Consider the following 18,545-nt stretch of genomic DNA (forward strand, 5'->3'; position numbering starts at 1 on the left):
CAGGGAATGAAACCAACCTCTTTACCCCAGAATGGGTAAGGAGGTTTTTCGTTTTTATAGCAAAAAGTCAAACTCGCGATTATTTTGTCGATAAGTTAGGCCGAATGACCGACAAGTTCCCTCTTGCAGACGGGTCTTGGGGTAGACTAACATGAGAAGGTACCTGATCCAGGCGTTGGAGTAGGCGAGGTTATGAAGGAGAATCGTTCATGAAAAAAATTCTAATCTTTTCCGCTTCCATCGGTAACGGACACAACCAGGCAGCGCGGGCCATGCAGGAAAGCTTGGCCGAGAGTGGTTGCACATCAATGATCATCGATACGTTGGAATATATTAGCCCCACCTTTCACAAGATTTTGCTAGAAAGCTATATGAATCTGTTAAGGCTGTCACCCAAGATGTGGGGAAGGATTTACCATAATACGGAAAAAACCCGTTTCTTCGATATGAATGTGCTGATGAATAAGTTATTGGCAAACAAACTGAAAAAGCTGATCAACAGTGTACAGCCTGATGCCTTTATTGCTACGCATCCGTTTGCAAGCTGTATGCTCTCCGTCCTGAAGGGGAGAAATGATTGGAAGGAACCAATCTATACGATCATTACTGACTATACCATCCATCCTTCGTGGATTAATCACCATATCAATTATTACTTCATCGGCCATGAACAACTGTATTACTTGTTAGACGTTTATCGTCAGGATCATCAAAAATTCATTCCGATGGGCATTCCCATTATGAAAAAATTCAGCTTACCATTGGACCCTGATTTGATTCGGCAAAAGCTGGGCCTCGCTCCTGGACAAAAGAGCATTATTCTTTCAGGGGGCGGATTGGGTCTCGGCTCGATGGAAAAGGTATTAGATGGTCTAGAAGAGATTAACATTCCTCTGAAAACTTTTGTGTTAACAGGGACAAACGACAAGCTGTACAATAAAGTGATAAATCGTACGTATCGCCATGAAGTCGTTCCACTAAAATTCATCAATAACTTCCATGAATACTTGGAGACGGCTGATTTAATTGTCACCAAATCAGGCGGACTTACATCAGCTGAAGTAATGAGTAAACGGGTACCCATGATTATTTACAACCCTCTGCCTGGACAAGAAGAGAGGAACAGCCACTTTTTGCTCAATAATGGATGTGCGGTACATGCCAATCTCTCGGAGCAATTGATTTACTTTATCGATGAACTATTGCATAGCCCGTCCAAGGTGGACTATATGCGTAGAATGGGACAGAAAATTTCAAAGCCAGATGCTGCACAACGAATTACCGAGTTTATCATGGATGATATGAATATGTTGTCAAGAGAAGTAGAATAGCTGCCTAGCCAGACAAAATGGAGGAACCCATGACTGTACCATTCGCCATATTATTTGATATGGATGGCACGTTACTGCAAACAGAAAAGCTATCGACCCCCGCATTTATTCGAACGTTTGACCAGCTTCGTCAACAAGGGCTATGGCAAGGGGAAACCCCTGACGAGCGTGAACTGATCAATGTACTGGGAATGACGATCGAGCAGATCTGGGACAAATTGCTGCCGGGCGCGAGTGAGGAAGCCATTCGCTCAGCAGACGCCTTCTTGCTAGATAATGAAATCCAATTACTCAAAGAAAGAGTGACCGAGCTATATCCGGATGTAAAATCAACCTTGGAAACACTGCGTGAGAAAGGATTTGCTTTGTTTGTAGCAAGTAATGGGCAAGAAGAGTACATCGATGCCATTTGTCAGGAATACGAGTTAAAGCCGCTGATGACCGATCTGTACTCAGCCGGCCGATTCCGTACGCATTCCAAAAATGACCTGGTTGCAAAATTGTTGTCGGATTACAAAATCGGGCAAGCCATCATGGTAGGAGATCGTCACTCCGACGTGGAAGCAGGCAAGACAAACGGTTTATTTACCATTGGATGCGACTTCGGTTTCGCCAAACCAGGGGAGCTTGATGGGGCAGATGTCATCATCACCAGCTTCACTCAGCTACTGAATCATTTGCCAGCAATCGACACCAATACACAAGAACAAACATAAACCATTCCTCAGGGAGTGGTTTTTTTGTTGATCATGTCCAAGTTTCAAGCGACCTTCTTTTGCCCACACTAGAATGTGTAAGGGACACTTGCGGGCACGCACTAAACCCATTATAATTAACGTCAAAGATAGTCAAAGTCAATAGGTAACCTCATAAGAACATACACAGAGGAATAGGAGGCGATGACTTGCGTAACATCTCGGACATCATTGAACATCACTTGAAAAGCATCATTACAAACAGTCCCAATGGATCGATCGAGATTCAGCGTAGTGAGCTTGCCGACCATTTTCAATGTGTGCCGTCTCAGATCAATTACGTCATCAATACGCGCTTTACCGTTCAAAAAGGATACATTGTAGAGAGTAAGCGCGGGGGCGGCGGGTATATTCGTATACGCAAGGTGCAGATTGTCAGCAAAGCACGCTTGCAGGAATTGCTAACAGAAGAACTGATTGGTGAGAGCATCAGTCAGAGCGTGGGAAATGCGATCGTAGAAAGACTAATGGAAGAAGGATTAGTCAACATCAGAGAAGCCACCTTGATGAAAATCGCTACCTCGCGAAATGTATTGACGCTAGAAGCTGAATTGCGGGATCGTTTGCGGGCAAATATTTTAAAGCAGATGATCGCAGCAATCTTGTTGAAGTAAAAGGAGGTATGATGTTATGAACTGTGAGGAATGCGGAAAACGACCGGCGACACTTCATTTGACGAAAATCGTCAATGGCGAAAAAACCGAATACCATATTTGCGAGCAGTGTGCTCATGAAAAAGGGGACGTCTTTACCGGCTTTCACAACTTCAGCATCAACAATCTCCTGTCAGGACTTTTAAAATTTGATCCCATGCAAAAGAATGGACGCGAAACGGCAACGAATAAGCCGCTTCAATGCGAAACATGTGGACTCACATATTCTCAATTTAGTAAAAGTGGACGATTTGGCTGTAGTGATTGCTACACCTTTTTGGGTGACCGACTGGACCCCCTTTTCCGCCGGATTCACGGAAACACACAGCATAGTGGAAAAGTACCAGAGCGTACCGGTGGCAAATTGAAGATCCGTAAAGAGCTGGAACAACTAAAGCAAGCACTGCAAAGTCATGTCGCAAGTGAAGAGTTCGAGAAGGCAGCAGAAATGCGTGATCGAATTCGAGCATTGGAACAAAAAATGGCCCAATCGTAGCAAGGGAGGTTAGCTGGTTATGTCCCAAAAGCAGTTTATGCAAAACCCGTGGAGCAATTGGATGAAAGGAGAAGGTCCTGATTCCGACATTGTCATTAGTACACGGCTGCGTATCGCCCGTAACCTGCGCCAGCACCCCTTTCCGTTATTGGCAACGGACTCGCAGGGCGAGGAAGTCGTCAGAAAGGTAACGGAAGTAAGCGATTCGGAGGCAATGCGCAAAAGGCATCAGCTTCAGGTCATCCAGATGGATCAAATTAACCCATTAGAAAAAAGGGTACTCGTAGAAAAGCATCTGATTAGCCCTCATCTGGCAGAGGAATCTCGCAAAGGTGCTGTATTACTTCGTGAAGATGAGTCTGTCAGCATTATGGTTAATGAAGAAGACCACATTCGAATACAGGTACTATTACCCGGGTTTCGTTTGAACGAGGCATGGGAATTAGGTACGAAGATAGACGACATTTTTGAGAAAAACTTGAACTACGCTTTCGACGAAACACGAGGATATCTGACAAGCTGCCCAACCAATGTGGGTACGGGTATTCGTGCATCTGTAATGCTGCACTTGCCGGCTCTGGTGATGACGCAGCAGATCAGCAGAATTTTACAGGCAATTAATCAAGTTGGTCTAGTTGTTAGAGGAATTTACGGAGAGGGCAGCGAAGCTCTAGGGAATCTTTTTCAGTTATCCAATCAGGTCACACTGGGGATGTCTGAGTCAGATATCCTTTCCAATCTCTACGGTGTAGCCAGACAGATTATTGAGCAAGAGCGTGTGGCACGTACTTATTTGCTGGAGCATACCCGGGTTTCTTTAGAGGATCGGATTTTTCGGTCGTATGGCATCCTGATGTACGCTCGCACAGTAGAGTCAAAGGAGGCGGCTCAGCGCCTGTCCGATGTACGTTTGGGGATTGATCTAGGTATTATTCCAAATGTATCTCCGCTCGTCCTAAACGAACTGTTGGTCACGACACAGCCGGGGTTTTTACAACACCACGCTGGACAAAAGCTCACTCCGGACCAACGCGACGAAAGAAGGGCACGGCTGATTCGCGAACGTCTGCGCGTAGTAGAATCACAAGAGTAATCGTAATGGTATCACGCAATTGTTAACCATATAGAGAAAAAACACGGTTATACGGAGGTGTACGATATGATGTTTGGACGTTTTACAGAACGAGCACAAAAAGTACTGGCGCTTGCCCTGGAAGAGGCGGTTCGTCTCGGACACAAAGATATTGGGACAGAGCATGTGCTGCTGGGACTCATTCGAGAAGGCGAAGGGATTGCGGCGAAGGCATTGCAATCACTTGGGCTTGGCCTCGATAAAATCCAGAGTGAAGTGGAGTCGTTAATCGGGCGAGGAACAGAGCAGTCCGGTAGTAATTACACACCAAACTATACACCTCGCGCCAAAAAGGTTATTGAACTGTCAATGGACGAAGCCCGCAAACTGGGTCATACCTATGTGGGGACTGAACATATTTTGCTTGGCTTGATCCGTGAAGGAGAGGGCATTGCTGCGAGAATCATGAACAATTTGGGCGTTAGCCTGAACAAGGCACGTCAACAGGTGCTCCAGCTCCTTGGCAGCTCGGAAATGATGGCATCTCATCAACCGTCTGGAGGGAACCCAGCGGCGAATACGCCGACATTGGACGGCTTGGCAAGGGATCTGACTGCAATCGCTCGTGATGGCGGACTGGACCCTGTCATTGGTCGCCAAAAAGAAATCGAGCGTGTGATCCAAGTACTTAGTAGACGTACTAAGAACAACCCTGTTTTGATTGGGGAGCCTGGCGTCGGGAAAACAGCTATCGCAGAAGGTCTTGCCCAAAAAATCGTGAACAACGAAATTCCAGAGACCCTTCGTGATAAGCGCGTCATGACACTCGATATGGGAACCGTTGTTGCGGGAACCAAATATCGTGGTGAGTTCGAAGATCGTCTGAAAAAAATCATGGACGAAATTCGCCAAGCAGGAAACATCATCCTGTTTATTGATGAGCTGCACACCTTGATTGGTGCTGGTGGAGCAGAAGGCGCAATTGATGCCTCCAACATTTTGAAGCCTGCTCTGGCACGTGGCGAGCTACAGTGCGTGGGTGCCACTACGCTGGATGAATATCGCAAGTACATCGAAAAAGACGCGGCACTGGAGCGTCGTTTCCAACCGATTCAGGTTGATGAACCGACACCGGAGGATGCGATTCGTATCCTGCATGGCCTTCGTGATCGTTACGAAGCCCACCATCGTGTCAAAATTACCGATGAAGCAATCGAGCAGGCAGTAAAACTGTCTGACCGCTATATTACGGAACGCTTCCTGCCTGACAAGGCTATCGACTTGGTCGACGAGGCGGCCTCCAAAGTTCGCTTGCAATCCTTTACGGTTCCACCAAACCTCAAAGAGCTGGAGGGACGTCTGGAAGAGGTACGCAAGGAAAAAGACGCTGCCGTACAATCACAAGAGTTCGAGGAAGCAGCAGCACTTCGCGATCAGGAGCAAAAACTGCGTGAAGAACTGGATAAAACGAAAAAAGACTGGAAAGAGCGCCAAGGCCAGCTGAACATGGAGGTTACGCCAGAAGACATCGCGCAAGTAGTGGCGAGTTGGACGGGTATTCCTGTATTGAAGCTGAAGGAAGAAGAAACAGAGCGTTTGCTGAAGATGGAAGAGATTTTGCACGATCGCGTCATTGGTCAAGATGAAGCAGTCAAATCCATCTCGCGTGCAATCCGCCGTGCCCGTGCTGGTTTGAAAGATCCAAAACGCCCGATCGGCTCGTTTATCTTCCTAGGACCTACTGGTGTGGGTAAAACTGAATTGGCTCGTGCCGTAGCAGAGACGCTTTTCGGTGACGAGGATGCCATGATTCGTGTAGATATGTCCGAGTACATGGAGAAGCATTCCACCGCTCGTCTGGTCGGTGCCCCTCCTGGCTATGTAGGCTTTGATGAAGGCGGTCAGCTGACCGAAAAAGTGCGTCGCAAGCCTTACTCCGTCATTTTGCTGGACGAAATCGAGAAAGCTCACCCAGACGTATTCAACATCCTGCTACAAGTATTGGATGATGGTCGTCTGACAGACTCCAAGGGACGTACCGTTGATTTCCGCAACACGGTTGTCATTATGACTTCCAACGTCGGAGCAAGCATGATCAAGAAAAATACGACGCTCGGCTTCACGACCAACGATTCGGAAAGAAAGTACCAGGATATGAAGGACAAAGTCATGGATGAGCTGAAAAAGAGCTTCCGTCCTGAGTTCTTGAACCGTATCGACGAAGTCATCGTGTTCCACTCTTTGGAGCAAGAGCACATCGAGCAAATCGTATCTCTCATGACAGAAGATCTGCGTAAACGTTTGAAAGAGCAAGACATTGATTTCCAATTGAGTGAAGAGGCCAAGAAAGTATTGGCAAAAGAAGGCTTTGATCCGGCCTATGGTGCGCGTCCTCTGCGTCGTGCTATCCAGCGCCACATCGAGGATAATTTGTCCGAGGAATTGCTCAAGGGCACGATCAGTAAAGGCGATACCGTCAATATCGAAGCCGAAGAAGGCAAGCTGGTTGTTAAGCGCCTCGAAAAAACGAAATCATAAGCTGGATTGAAACGTAATAGAATGCCTCCTGATTCGGGAGGTATTCTTTTTTTGGGTGCGTAATTATGATAAAAGTAGAGAAAGAAATCCAAGTGAGGGTGCGACTATGTCAAAGTATAAAACGAAATACGCGTGTCAAGAATGTGGCTATGAATCGCCAAAATGGATGGGAAAATGCCCGGGGTGTAGCAGTTGGAACACCTTGGTGGAGGAAGTGACCGTAAAAAATCCACATCGTCACGAAGGGATGAGCGGCGGCCAGCGCCAATCTGCGATTCCATTGACTCAGGTAGCCAGTGAAGAAGAGCCACGCATGGATACCACGATCGGAGAATTGAATCGTGTTCTTGGTGGAGGACTTGTTCCGGGTTCACTCATTTTGGTTGGAGGAGACCCCGGAATCGGAAAATCGACATTGCTTTTGCAGACATCTTTTGCCTTGGCTCATCAAGGGGCAAAGGTTCTCTATGTATCTGGAGAGGAGTCGGCAAAACAAATCAAAATTCGCGCGGATCGACTCCATTTGCAAACGCCGCCGATGTTTGTATTGGCAGAAAATGATTTGGATTTGATCGAACAGCATATTAATCAAGTAGACCCGGATGTGCTAATTATTGACTCGATCCAGACCGTGTTTCACCCGACGATCCAATCGGCTGCTGGAAGTGTCGCACAAGTGCGGGAGGCGACTGCCCAATTGATGCGGATTGCAAAAGGGAAAGGAATTGGTACCTTCATTGTCGGTCACGTTACCAAGGAAGGCTCCATCGCCGGACCGCGTATGCTTGAGCACATGGTAGATGCTGTTCTCTATTTTGAAGGGGAGCGCCACAATACGTTTCGAATTTTGCGCGCCGTCAAAAACCGTTTTGGTTCGACAAACGAAATCGGTATTTTCGAGATGAAGGATCGCGGTTTGGAGGAAGTGGCGAATCCGTCTGAGATATTTTTAGCAGAGCGTCCATTTGGTGTTGCGGGTTCCACGGTCGTAGCCAGCATGGAGGGCACACGTCCCGTTTTGGTTGAGCTACAAGCACTCGTTGCCCCGACCAGCTTTGTAACCCCACGGAGAACGGCAACAGGGGTCGATCATCAGCGTGTGGCGATGATCATGGCAGTGTTGGAAAAGCGTATGGGCATGATGCTACAAAATCAGGATGCATATGTAAACGTAGCAGGTGGGGTCAGATTGGATGAGCCAGCGGTTGATTTGGCGATTGCCGTAAGCATTGCAAGCAGTTTCCGTGATCACGCTACCAATCCGCATGATGTCGTTATCGGAGAAATTGGCTTGACTGGTGAGGTGCGCGGTGTCTCTCGTATTGAGCAACGAGTACGAGAAGCACATAAGTTAGGCTTTAAGCGTGTTATCATCCCGGAGAAAAACATCCGCGGTCTGGATGCGCCAGCAGATATTCAAGTGATTGGTGTGAGTAATATTGCCGATGCGTTGAACGAGGTGATAAGGAGGTAGGAGTGGGCATGCAGGGGAACATCAAAAGAGCTCCGCAATTCGGTGATGTGCTTCGTCTCGTGGCACCCGGCACACAGCTTCGTGAAGGATTGGAAAATGTTTTACGGGCCAAAACCGGGGGCTTGATCGTCATTGGGTGCGGTCCAGAGATGAAGACGATTGTCGATGGCGGTTTTTCCATCAATTGTGATTTTTCTCCTGCCCATTTGTATGAATTAGCGAAGATGGATGGGGCGATTATAGTAAGTGAAGACGCAAAACGTATCCTGTACGCGAATACGCAAATCTTCCCACCCTCCTCAGTCCCCACGAGCGAGACGGGGACACGGCATCGTACAGCGCAACGGACAGCCATTCAAACGAATCATCTGGTCATTGCTATCTCTCAGCGTCGCAATGTGATCACGTTGTACCAGGGGAATTTCCGGTATGTCTTAAGTGAAATCAGTGTCATTTTGGCCAAGGCGAATCAGGCTGTATCTACCCTTGAGAAATACAAGGCCGTTCTTGATCAAACATTGACGAATCTTGGTGCGTTAGAATTTGAGGAGCTCGTAACTCTACACGAAGTTGCCTCGGTTTTGCAACGGATTGAGATGGTGTTACGTATTAAGACAGAGGTCTCCAAGTACATATGTGAGCTAGGGGTAGAAGGAAGGCTCGTCAGTATGCAGTTGGAGGAATTGGTTTCAAACATTGAGGAAGAGGCACACATGCTTATTCGGGATTATTCCCGAGATCCATCCTATTCACCTGATCTCGTGTTGCGGGACATGAAAAAATTAAACTCGGAGGAAATGCTGGAACTCACTTCTTTTTTGCGAACGCTAGGGTATTCCTCCAATGCCAGTATGCTGGATGAATCCGTTTCCCCTAGAGGTTATCGGATCCTGTACAAGATCCGGCGTTTGCCCGTTACGATCATCTCAAATCTGGTAGAGCATTTTCATCATCTGCCGCGAATCATGATGGCAACGATTCAGGAATTAGACGAAGTGGAAGGCATTGGCGAGGTACGAGCGAGAGCGATTAAAGAGGGGCTGAAACGGATTCAAGAACAAGTGTTCATTGACAGACACATTTAAAGTAGAATAGGATAAAGGCATTATTTGTATTCAACATTTGCCTAGGGGACTTGGATGAAAACAAGGTCGACAGGATAACCTGCTCCTTACGCAAAAGAAATCAGGAGGTAGTCTATGTTCGTGAAATCGTTACCGAACATACTAACCGTAAGCAACTTGTTTCTGGGAGTTTTAGCAATTATTCTTGCGTTTCGAGGCGATCAATACGTCGAATATGCAGCGATCACAGTGATCATTGGTATGCTGGCAGACGGGCTGGATGGACGTGTAGCTCGTATGTTGAATGCCCAAAGCGAGTTCGGAAAGGAATTGGATTCACTTTCGGACGTCATTACGTTTGGGATTGCGCCAGCGTTCATCATGTATGTTGTCGTCTTGCAACACTTTGATTTGCTTGGGATTCTCATTACAGCCATTTTTCCGATCTGTGGTGCGCTGCGTTTGGCGCGTTTTAACGTACAGGCCGGGGTTCCGGGGTATTTCATCGGTTTGCCGATTACGGCAGCGGGGGGCGTACTGGCTACGCTCGCACTCTATCACCAAGTATTCACTCCGGTATTGCTTGCCGTAAGTATGTTGCTGCTTGCCTTTTTGATGGTATCAAAGGTCAAGTATCCTAACTTTAAAAAAGTGGGGATTCCAAAGTCTGCTTACTGGATCACACCCATTATCATCGCGATTGTGGTTGTTGTAGCGATTAAGTATCCGCAGCAATTTCCAAAAATCGTCTTCCTGCCACTTGCTTTTTATGCACTGTACGGAATAAAAAAAAACGTTGACTTTCTTGTCAAAAAATTACGCAAGCGTAAAAACAAAGAGGAAGAATCCGTTCCGTTTGAATAGTTACGGCATAAAAAAACCCACACTTCAATGTGCGGGTTTTTCTTTTTTGTATGCAACTTTTTTTAGGGTTCATTCGTAATACGAGTAACGGACTTTTAAGACAGATTGAAGACACCCAAAGTATTCAGTCGGTTGGATTCTTTCTGAAGCACATCTTCTAGCTTAATGTCAGTAATATTGCACAGGGCAGTGAGGTAAAAGAGATTTTTGCCAAGCTCAGCAGTAACTACATCGCGACAATGCTCGCACAGCGGTCCGTTAAAGTGGGTGTCCAAATGGGACTTGTTGTCCTCCAGATTCTTGTTCGAATCGTACGTCTGTTTTTTGGCAACCACTTCGACACAGCCGCATTCGGTGATGGCTTTGGTCAGTGAACGGTTAATGCGGGATGCCGTTTCCTGAACTTTGGACATGACGTCCAGTACGCTACGATGTCTGATCAAAAGCTCGGATACTTGCGTTTGAAAGTCGTCTATGTTTCGATTGTCCATCTGGTTCACCTCTGCTTTAGGCTGTTGGTATCGTCATAATTTTCTCTCATTACGATACTGACATTATAAGAAGGGAGTCAGCTCTCTGTCAATTTAACATCGAAGGAAACGAGTGTTCCCGGGTTGACGAGAAAATGACAACTATGTTAAAATTTTTGGCTATTTGACATGGCAAAATCTTTTTTGCTATAGTGAGGGAAAGTAAAATGAAGCATTATAATGATTTGGAAAAAAATAGGGTTTTACTCTTAGGCTTCTGTCTATATTAGTAAAAGGAGGTGAAGGCATGTTACGCCGAGTAGGAAAATTCATTTTTGTTTTGATTGGTGGCGGATTAGGGTATCGCTTTGGTGACGAACTGTTTTCGTTGCTCGATCCACTGTTAAACTTTGGTGTAGTAGCCGGATCGCAATATATTGGAGCTGTACTAGGTGCCATCTTGTTTTTCTTTTTAGCGAATTGGGTTGTGGATTATGTTCTGCGCATCGTTCGATGGGGTGAAGAGACACTCGTCAAAATGCCGGTTGTCGATGTGATGTTCGGAGCGATGGGGTTGATTAGTGGTCTTATTATTGCATTCTTATTATTCCTGCCCATCAGTAAAATTCCGATTCCATTTGTAGGAGATCTTTTGCCGTTAATTGTTTCCGGGTTGCTCGGTTATTTGGGCTTCCAGGTAGGATTTCGCAAGCGGGACGAGATTATGTCGGTATTTTCGATTGGACGTAAGGATAAGAAAAAGGATAGTGCAACAACTGCCGCTAACTTGGAAAATAAAATTCTCGATACCAGTGTCATCATTGACGGACGCATCGCAGATATTTGCCGTACTGGCTTTCTGGAAGGGGTACTGGTCATTCCGGGATTTGTGCTAGAGGAACTGCAGCATATCGCCGATTCCTCCGATGTACTGAAGAGAAACCGCGGTCGTCGTGGTCTGGATATCTTGAACAAGATTCAAAAAGAAATGAAGGTAAAGGTCCAGATTTGGGAAGGCGATTTTGAAGAAGTATCCGAGGTGGACAGCAAGCTGATCAAGCTCGCTAAGCTCATTAACGGAAAGGTCGTAACAAACGATTTTAACCTGAACAAGGTATGTGAGCTGCAAGGTGTTGCGGTATTGAACATCAATGATTTGGCGAATGCAGTTAAGCCCGTAGTTTTACCTGGAGAAGAGATGAACGTTCAAGTCATCAAAGATGGGAAAGAGCATGGTCAGGGTGTCGCTTATCTGGACGATGGCACGATGATTGTTGTAGAGGGCGGACGAGAATACATCGGAAATGACGTCGATGTTCTCGTAACGAGTGTGCTGCAAACTTCTGCGGGACGCATGATCTTCGCCAAACCAAAGTTGCTGGAACGAGCGTTATAGAAAAGACAACAGGAGAGGGATGAATCAGTGAGTACGGGTGTCGTGATCGTTGCAGCCGGTTCGGGTAAACGAATGGGTGGACAACGAAACAAGTTGTGGTTACCGCTTGCGGGCGAGCCGATCTTGGCTCATACGGTACGTCTTTTTGCCACTCATCCCGACATTGATGAAGTCGTGCTAGTGGTGAGTGAAGCAGACCACGCAGAAGTAACGACCTTGATCTCGGCTGAAAAGCTGACGGTTGTGGTTACTCTGGGTGGAGCAGAGCGACAAGACAGTGTGAGAAATGGCTTGGCATCGCTATCCGCAAATTGCGATTATGTACTAGTTCACGATGCTGCCCGTCCTTTCGTCACTCGCAAACAGATCAGTGACATGATCAAACAGGTGCAACAAGATCAGGCAACGATCATGGCAGTACCTGTCAAAGATACGATTAAAGTGGTGGGGGCAACAGGACTTGTAGAGTCAACCCCAGCACGGGAAAGCTTGTGGGCGGTTCAAACCCCACAAGCTTTTCGTATGTCTTTATTGCGAGAGGCACATCAGGCAGCAGAGGCAGCGGGGAAGCTGGGTACGGATGATGCGATGCTGGTTGAGTGGCTGGGTCATCCGGTATCGATTATGCACGGAAGCTATGAGAACATTAAGATTACTACGCCAGACGATCTGTGGTTTGGTGAAGAGATATTGCGGAAACGAAAGGGAGAGTAGCTCATGCGTATTGGACAAGGTTTTGACGTGCATCAATTAGTAGAGGGGCGTCCATGCATTATCGGTGGCGTCACCATCCCGTATGAAAAAGGCTTGCTAGGGCATTCTGACGCGGATGTTCTCCTCCATGCGATTAGTGACGCGATTCTTGGAGCGATTGGTGAGGGGGATATTGGCCGTCATTTCCCAGATACAGACCCGGCTTTCAAGGATGCGGATAGCGTGAAGCTGCTGGAGCATGTATGGAAGTTGGTTCGGGAGCGCGGCTACCGTTTAGGAAACGTGGATGCAACGATCATTGCCCAAGCGCCGAAGATGGCGCCATACATCCCGCAAATGTGTGAAGTCATTGCACGCGTGCTGGAGGCAGAAGATCTCTCGCAAGTGAATGTGAAAGCGACTACCTCCGAGAAACTCGGTTTTACAGGCAGAGGGGAAGGAATCGCTGCACAGGCAGTATGCTTGCTTGTCAAGTAGAAGGGCAAGGTGTAACATAAAGCCTTAGATACGTTTTTACTTAGGTCAAGGTTTATAGCCTTTTACATTCATAAGGATGGTGCTACCAATGGCGAAAGAAATTCGCACTCGTTATGCGCCGAGTCCTACGGGGCATTTACACATCGGCGGTGCGCGAACAGCGCTCTTTAATTATCTTTTTGCGAAACATCACGGTGGTTCGTTCATCGTTCGGATTGAAGATACGGACCAAACGCGCAATAAGGAAAATGCGGACGAAGAGCAAATGAAAAACCTGAAATGGCTCGGCGTAACATGGGAAGAAGGTACAGACGTTGGTGGACCATATGGACCGTACCGTCAAACAGAACGCCTGGACATTTATCGGAAATATATCGATCAACTGCTGGCAGAAGGCAAAGCGTACTACTGCTACGCGACAAAAGAAGAGCTGGATGCAGAACGTGAAGAACAGCTCGCGCGTGGAGAAACACCGCGCATTTTGGAAAAGCACCGCCATGTAACGGACGAGCAGCGTGCTCAGTACGAAGCAGAAGGGCGAGTGCCATCCATTCACTTCCTCGTTCAGGATAATCGCGAGTATGTCGTGAACGACCTGATTCGTGGCCAGGTAACATTCGACTCCAACGAGATGGGCGATTTCGTTATTTGCCGTCCGGATGGAATTCCTACATACAACTTCGCTGTTGTAGTGGATGACTATTTGATGAAAATTAGCCACGTCATTCGTGGAGAAGAGCATCTGTCCAATTCGCCTCGTCAATTGATGATTTATGAAGCGTTTGGCTGGGAAGCGCCTGACTTTGCTCACTTGGCACTGATCCTCAACCAAGATGGCAAAAAGATGTCCAAGCGCGATGAGAGCATTCTTCAGTTCATTGAACAGTACCGTGACCTCGGCTTCTTGCCAGAAGCAATCGTGAACTTCCTTGTTCTTTTGGGATGGTCTCCAGGTGGCGAAGAAGAGATTTTCTTAATGGAAGATCTGATTAAGCTGTTCTCAATGGACCGCGTGAACAAGTCGCCAGCTGTGTTTGATGCAACGAAGATGAATTGGATGAACAACTTCTATTTGAAGCGTCAACCGCTGGATATGATTACAGACATGTGTATCCCGCATCTGCAAAAAGCTGGCTTCATCGAAGAGAATTTGTCTGCTGAGAAGCGCGAATGGGTTCGCAGTATCGTAGGTCTGTACCAAGAGCAAATGTCCTACTGTGCGCAAATCGTTCCGTTGGCAGCTCTTTTCTTCCTCGACGAAGTGGTGTACGATGAAGAAGCAACTCTGGTGCTAAAAGAACCGCAATTGCCGGAAGTGCTTGCTTCCTTTGTGAAACACCTTTCCGCCCAAGATGCATATAATGTGGATGTTATTAAAGCGGTACTCAAAGACGTGCAAAAGGAAACGGGTCACAAAGGCAAGGCGTTGTTTATGCCGGTCCGTGTAGGAGCAACTGGTCAGGCGCATGGTCGCGATCTGGCGGAGACGTTGTATCTGCTTGGACGCGACAAGGTGATTGCACGTGCAGAGCAAGTAATTGCGAACGGTCAGTAAGTATTGGCTGGTTTTCTTTTATAAATAATGAATGCGACGATCAGGAGAAGTACAACAGTCTGCACATCTACAGAGAGGATGGATAGGTGAGAGCCATCTGGTGTGCCCTGTATGGAAATGCCCCTGTGAGCAATGAGCTGAACCTATCTTTTTGAAAAGATATCAGTAGGCGCCATCGGCTTCCCGCCGTTATCGGGATATGAGCGAGATTTGCTCATGACTGTTGTGAGTTTTTCGTGACAGTGATGACGATCTAAGCAGAGTGGAACCACGGTAAACCCGTCTCTGTCCCTTCGTGTTTTTTGAGGGGATAGGGGCGTTTTTTATTTTTTTGAAAAGGTAGTTCAAAAAGTGGTTCTCGCTATTTTCTCGATGCTGAAAAGACAACTTTTTGAACCCTGACATTGAGGTTGAACGTGAGCAGGTAAATCAGGCAGGAGGTGCCACCCAAAAATGTTAGCACAGATGAGAGATGACATTCATGCTGTTTTTGAACGAGACCCGGCTGCGCGAAGTACGCTGGAAGTCGTTATGACCTATTCCGGTTTGCACGCGATATGGGGGCACCGGATTGCCCACAGGCTCTGGAAGGCTGAGCTGTGTACACTCGCCCGAATTGTCTCTCAACTATCCCGTTTTTTCACGGGAATTGAGATTCACCCGGGCGCAACAATTGGCCGCGGCCTGTTCATTGACCATGGCATGGGTGTTGTGATCGGAGAGACGTGCGAAATCGGAGACAATGTAACGATTTACCAAGGGGTTACACTCGGGGGAACAGGTAAGGAAAAAGGAAAGCGTCACCCTACAATCGGCAATGATGTCATTATTGCTACGGGAGCAAAGGTGTTGGGCTCCTTCAAAATTGGCGATAATTCAAAGATAGGGGCTGGTGCCGTTGTCTTGCAGGAGGTACCGCCTAACTCGACCGTAGTAGGAATCAAGGGACGCATCGTCATCCAGGATGGCAAGCGGGTCAAAAATGATCTGGACCATGTAAATATGCCAGACCCGGTAGCGGATACGATTCGTATGATGCAAAAGGAAATTGATCAGTTACGCAAAGAATTGGAGCTTTTGAGGGAGGATAAAAAGAACGATGGGCATTCAGCTGACTAACACGATGACGCGGCGAAAGGAACCGTTTCACACATTGGAGCCAGGGAAGGTAAAAATGTACGTGTGCGGTCCGACCGTGTACAACTACATCCACATTGGAAATGCGCGCCCTGCCATTGTATTTGATACACTTCGCCGTTACTTGAAATATCGTGGCTACGAAGTGACATTCGTGCAAAATATTACGGACGTAGATGACAAACTGATTCGTGTGGCGAATCAGGAAGGTGTCACTGTCAAAGAAGTGGCGGATCGATACACGGATGCGTACAACGCTGATCTGAAATCACTAAACGTACTGCCACCTGATATTCAACCGCGAGTGATGCAGACCATTCCGGAGATCATTGAATTCGTGCAAGGGCTGATTGAAAAGGGCTTTGCCTACGAGAGTGAAGGTGACGTCTATTTCCGCACGGGACGTTTTCAGGAATACGGAAAACTTTCGCATCAACCGTTGGATGATTTGCAGGCAGGAGCTCGTGTAGAAATCAACGAGAAAAAGGAACATCCCCTGGACTTTGTCCTTTGGAAAGCGGCTAAGACCGGAGAAGTTACCTGGGGCAGTCCGTGGGGCGAAGGAAGACCGGGATGGCATATTGAGTGCTCGGCGATGGCCCTGAAGTTTTTGGGTGAGGAAATCGATATCCATGCGGGCGGAACAGACCTTGTGTTCCCGCACCACGAGAACGAAATTGCCCAGTCGGAATGCTTTACGGGTAAAGTCTTTGCTCGCTACTGGCTACACAACGGCATGCTCAATATCGATAACGAAAAAATGTCCAAATCCCTCGGGAATTTCTTGCTTGCACGCGATCTTTCGGAGAAATTCGGCGGTCAATTAATTCGCTTCTTTATGCTTCAGGGGCACTATCGCAACCCGATCAATTTTAGCGAAGAGTTGATTGAACAGGCGGCTAATGGTCTAGATAGAATTAAGACCGCGCATACGAATCTGTCTCATCGTCTGGATACCGTGCGCGCAGAAGAGCCGAATGATCAGGCACAGGAGCAGGCACGAATCATTGGAGAGCTTCGTGAGCGTTTTATTGCTGAGATGGATGATGATATCAATACAGCGAATGCCATTACCGTTATTTTTGACGTCGTGAAGGAAGCCAACCTGTATTTGCGTCATCAAAATGTAGGCGAAACCGAAGTTCGTGCGTACATGGATTTGTTGGTGGAGTTGACGGAAGTTCTTGGTCTTGAAATTGCAGAAGAGCAGGAACTGTTGGATAGTGAGATTGATGCGTTGATCGAAGAGCGCACAGAAGCTCGCAAAGCAAGAAACTTTGCCCGTTCTGACGAAATCCGCGATCTGCTCGCAGCAAAAGGAATCGTGCTGGAGGACACGCCACAAGGTGTTCGCTGGCGTCGAAAATAAGGGGCCGAAGAAAATAGATGCAAAAAGAAGAACTAACCCGAGATCCTAATCTGACAAATCCACTCGTGCTTGCCTTCCTCGGGGATGCTACCTATTCGCATTGTGTTAGGTATCATTTGATCGCCAAGGGGCTGGTTAAACCAAACCAGCTCCACAAGGCGGCCAACCGCTATGTTTCAGCGAAAGCACAGGCCAATGTGTTGTTGACGTTAATGCCCACATTGCCGGAGGAAGAATTGAATGTAGTGAAGCGGGGGCGGAATGCCAAATCCGGTTCCAGTGCGAAAAACGCCGATATTATCGACTACCGTCATGCAACGGCTTTTGAAGCATTGATCGGGTACCTGTACTTGTGTGGAAAAGAAGAGCGGATCGCTGAAATTGTGCAGCAGGCTTTTGCCATAGTGGAAGGAGAATCGTGAAATGAGTGAAGAATGGATTCTGGGGAAAAACCCCGTCATCGAGGCTTTGCGATCGGGTCGTACGATCAATAAGATTTGGGTTGCAGAGGGAACGAATAAAAATTTGATGGGACCTGTCTTTGCTTTGGCAAAAGAACAGGGTGTCATTGTGACGACAGCGAACCGCAAAAAGCTGGATCAGCTCGTGTCGACGGACAACCATCAGGGTGTAGTGGCTTCTGTTGCTGCTTACGATTACGTAGAAGTAGACGATATTTTGAAGCGGGCAGAGGAAAAAAACGAGGCGCCGTTCATTTTGCTGTTGGACGAGCTGGAAGATCCGCATAACCTCGGTTCGATCATGCGTACAGCCGATGCAGTCGGTGCTCATGGTGTCATCATTCCAAAACGACGTTCTGTCAGTCTTACGGCAACAGTGGCAAAAGCTTCGGCAGGGGCGATCAACTACGTGCCAGTAGCGCGAGTGACGAACTTGGTTCGTACCATGGAAGAGCTGAAAGAACGCGGTGTTTGGATCGCAGGAACAGACGCGAGTGCCAAACAAGATTTCCGCCAGGGTGATTATACGATGCCGCTCGCGATTGTCATTGGCAGCGAAGGAAAAGGCATGAGTCGCCTCGTTCGGGAAAACTGTGATTTTCTGTACAGCCTTCCGATGGCGGGCAATGTTACCTCACTCAACGCTTCTGTAGCAGCTGCCTTGTTGATGTATGAAGTCTATCGCTCCAGGAGTCCAATTCCAACGCGGGTGAAATGAC

General features: G+C 47.4%; 18 protein-coding genes and 1 other annotated feature. Of the genes, 17 read left to right on the plus strand and 1 reads right to left on the minus strand.

Features of this window, described 5'->3' with window-relative positions; translation table 11 throughout:
- Window positions 1–209 precede the first annotated feature (209 nt).
- The 9 genes from HP398_RS29120 (at window position 210) to pssA (ending at window position 10,247) form a co-directional block, all read left to right on the plus strand.
- On the plus strand, window positions 210–1,331 hold the full coding sequence (locus HP398_RS29120; RefSeq protein WP_017247021.1) for a UDP-N-acetylglucosamine--LPS N-acetylglucosamine transferase: 1,122 nt from the start codon (window positions 210–212) through the stop codon (window positions 1,329–1,331).
- A gap of 29 nt (window positions 1,332–1,360) precedes the next feature.
- On the plus strand, window positions 1,361–2,047 hold the full coding sequence (locus HP398_RS29125; protein ID WP_017247022.1) for an HAD hydrolase-like protein: 687 nt from the start codon (window positions 1,361–1,363) through the stop codon (window positions 2,045–2,047).
- 188 nt (window positions 2,048–2,235) lie between these two features.
- Window positions 2,236–2,700: a CtsR family transcriptional regulator gene (locus tag HP398_RS29130; RefSeq protein WP_017247023.1), complete on the plus strand. Its 465-nt coding sequence runs from the start codon at window positions 2,236–2,238 to the stop codon at window positions 2,698–2,700.
- A gap of 16 nt (window positions 2,701–2,716) precedes the next feature.
- The gene (gene mcsA, locus HP398_RS29135; RefSeq protein WP_007716182.1) at window positions 2,717–3,235 is read left to right on the plus strand and encodes a protein-arginine kinase activator protein McsA; all 519 of its coding nucleotides are present in this window, start codon (window positions 2,717–2,719) and stop codon (window positions 3,233–3,235) included.
- Between the two features lie 19 nt (window positions 3,236–3,254).
- Window positions 3,255–4,328, plus strand: a complete 1,074-nt coding sequence (gene mcsB / locus HP398_RS29140; RefSeq protein ID WP_017247024.1) for a protein-arginine kinase McsB — start codon at window positions 3,255–3,257, stop codon at window positions 4,326–4,328.
- 66 nt (window positions 4,329–4,394) lie between these two features.
- A complete protein-coding gene (locus HP398_RS29145; protein ID WP_017247025.1) occupies window positions 4,395–6,845 on the plus strand; it encodes an ATP-dependent Clp protease ATP-binding subunit in 2,451 nt (816 codons plus the stop codon).
- Between the two features lie 106 nt (window positions 6,846–6,951).
- A complete protein-coding gene (gene radA / locus HP398_RS29150) occupies window positions 6,952–8,319 on the plus strand; it encodes a DNA repair protein RadA (RefSeq protein ID WP_016742863.1) in 1,368 nt (455 codons plus the stop codon).
- An 8-nt stretch (window positions 8,320–8,327) separates the two neighbouring features.
- Window positions 8,328–9,404: a DNA integrity scanning diadenylate cyclase DisA gene (disA, locus tag HP398_RS29155; RefSeq protein WP_017247026.1), complete on the plus strand. Its 1,077-nt coding sequence runs from the start codon at window positions 8,328–8,330 to the stop codon at window positions 9,402–9,404.
- Between the two features lie 114 nt (window positions 9,405–9,518).
- On the plus strand, window positions 9,519–10,247 hold the full coding sequence (gene pssA, locus HP398_RS29160; protein ID WP_017247027.1) for a CDP-diacylglycerol--serine O-phosphatidyltransferase: 729 nt from the start codon (window positions 9,519–9,521) through the stop codon (window positions 10,245–10,247).
- Window positions 10,248–10,342: 95 nt separating this feature from the next.
- Here pssA and HP398_RS29165 read toward each other — a convergent pair whose 3' ends face one another.
- On the minus strand, window positions 10,343–10,738 hold the full coding sequence (locus HP398_RS29165) for a nucleoside triphosphate pyrophosphohydrolase family protein (RefSeq protein WP_007716195.1): 396 nt from the start codon (window positions 10,736–10,738) through the stop codon (window positions 10,343–10,345).
- Between the two features lie 286 nt (window positions 10,739–11,024).
- Between HP398_RS29165 and HP398_RS29170 the strand changes: the two genes are divergently transcribed.
- The 8 genes from HP398_RS29170 (at window position 11,025) to rlmB (ending at window position 18,544) form a co-directional block, all read left to right on the plus strand.
- Window positions 11,025–12,113, plus strand: coding sequence for a PIN/TRAM domain-containing protein (locus HP398_RS29170; protein ID WP_017247028.1), 1,089 nt, complete (start codon window positions 11,025–11,027; stop codon window positions 12,111–12,113).
- 27 nt (window positions 12,114–12,140) lie between these two features.
- Complete coding sequence (ispD, locus tag HP398_RS29175; RefSeq protein WP_173624361.1) at window positions 12,141–12,827, plus strand: 2-C-methyl-D-erythritol 4-phosphate cytidylyltransferase; 687 nt, start codon at window positions 12,141–12,143, stop codon at window positions 12,825–12,827.
- 3 nt (window positions 12,828–12,830) lie between these two features.
- Window positions 12,831–13,304: a 2-C-methyl-D-erythritol 2,4-cyclodiphosphate synthase gene (ispF, locus tag HP398_RS29180; protein ID WP_017247030.1), complete on the plus strand. Its 474-nt coding sequence runs from the start codon at window positions 12,831–12,833 to the stop codon at window positions 13,302–13,304.
- 88 nt (window positions 13,305–13,392) lie between these two features.
- The gene (gltX, locus tag HP398_RS29185) at window positions 13,393–14,859 is read left to right on the plus strand and encodes a glutamate--tRNA ligase (protein ID WP_173624362.1); all 1,467 of its coding nucleotides are present in this window, start codon (window positions 13,393–13,395) and stop codon (window positions 14,857–14,859) included.
- A gap of 27 nt (window positions 14,860–14,886) precedes the next feature.
- Window positions 14,887–15,149 (plus strand) — a binding site (T-box leader).
- A 163-nt stretch (window positions 15,150–15,312) separates the two neighbouring features.
- Window positions 15,313–15,978: a serine O-acetyltransferase gene (gene cysE, locus HP398_RS29190; protein WP_012683965.1), complete on the plus strand. Its 666-nt coding sequence runs from the start codon at window positions 15,313–15,315 to the stop codon at window positions 15,976–15,978.
- Window positions 15,959–17,365 (plus strand): cysteine--tRNA ligase, encoded by a 1,407-nt coding sequence (cysS, locus tag HP398_RS29195; protein ID WP_017247033.1) that lies wholly within the window; start codon window positions 15,959–15,961, stop codon window positions 17,363–17,365. Before cysE ends, cysS begins: the two co-directional genes overlap by 20 nt.
- A 17-nt stretch (window positions 17,366–17,382) precedes the next feature.
- Window positions 17,383–17,787 carry a Mini-ribonuclease 3 gene (locus HP398_RS29200; protein WP_017247034.1) on the plus strand — a complete coding sequence of 135 codons (405 nt, stop codon included), beginning with the start codon at window positions 17,383–17,385 and terminating at the stop codon, window positions 17,785–17,787.
- A gap of 1 nt (window position 17,788) precedes the next feature.
- A complete protein-coding gene (gene rlmB / locus HP398_RS29205; protein WP_012683967.1) occupies window positions 17,789–18,544 on the plus strand; it encodes a 23S rRNA (guanosine(2251)-2'-O)-methyltransferase RlmB in 756 nt (251 codons plus the stop codon).
- The last annotated feature ends 1 nt before the right edge of the window (window position 18,545 follow it).

Origin of the sequence: Brevibacillus sp. HB1.4B (assembly GCF_013284285.1) — a bacterium.
GTDB classification, from domain to species: domain Bacteria; phylum Bacillota; class Bacilli; order Brevibacillales; family Brevibacillaceae; genus Brevibacillus; species Brevibacillus porteri.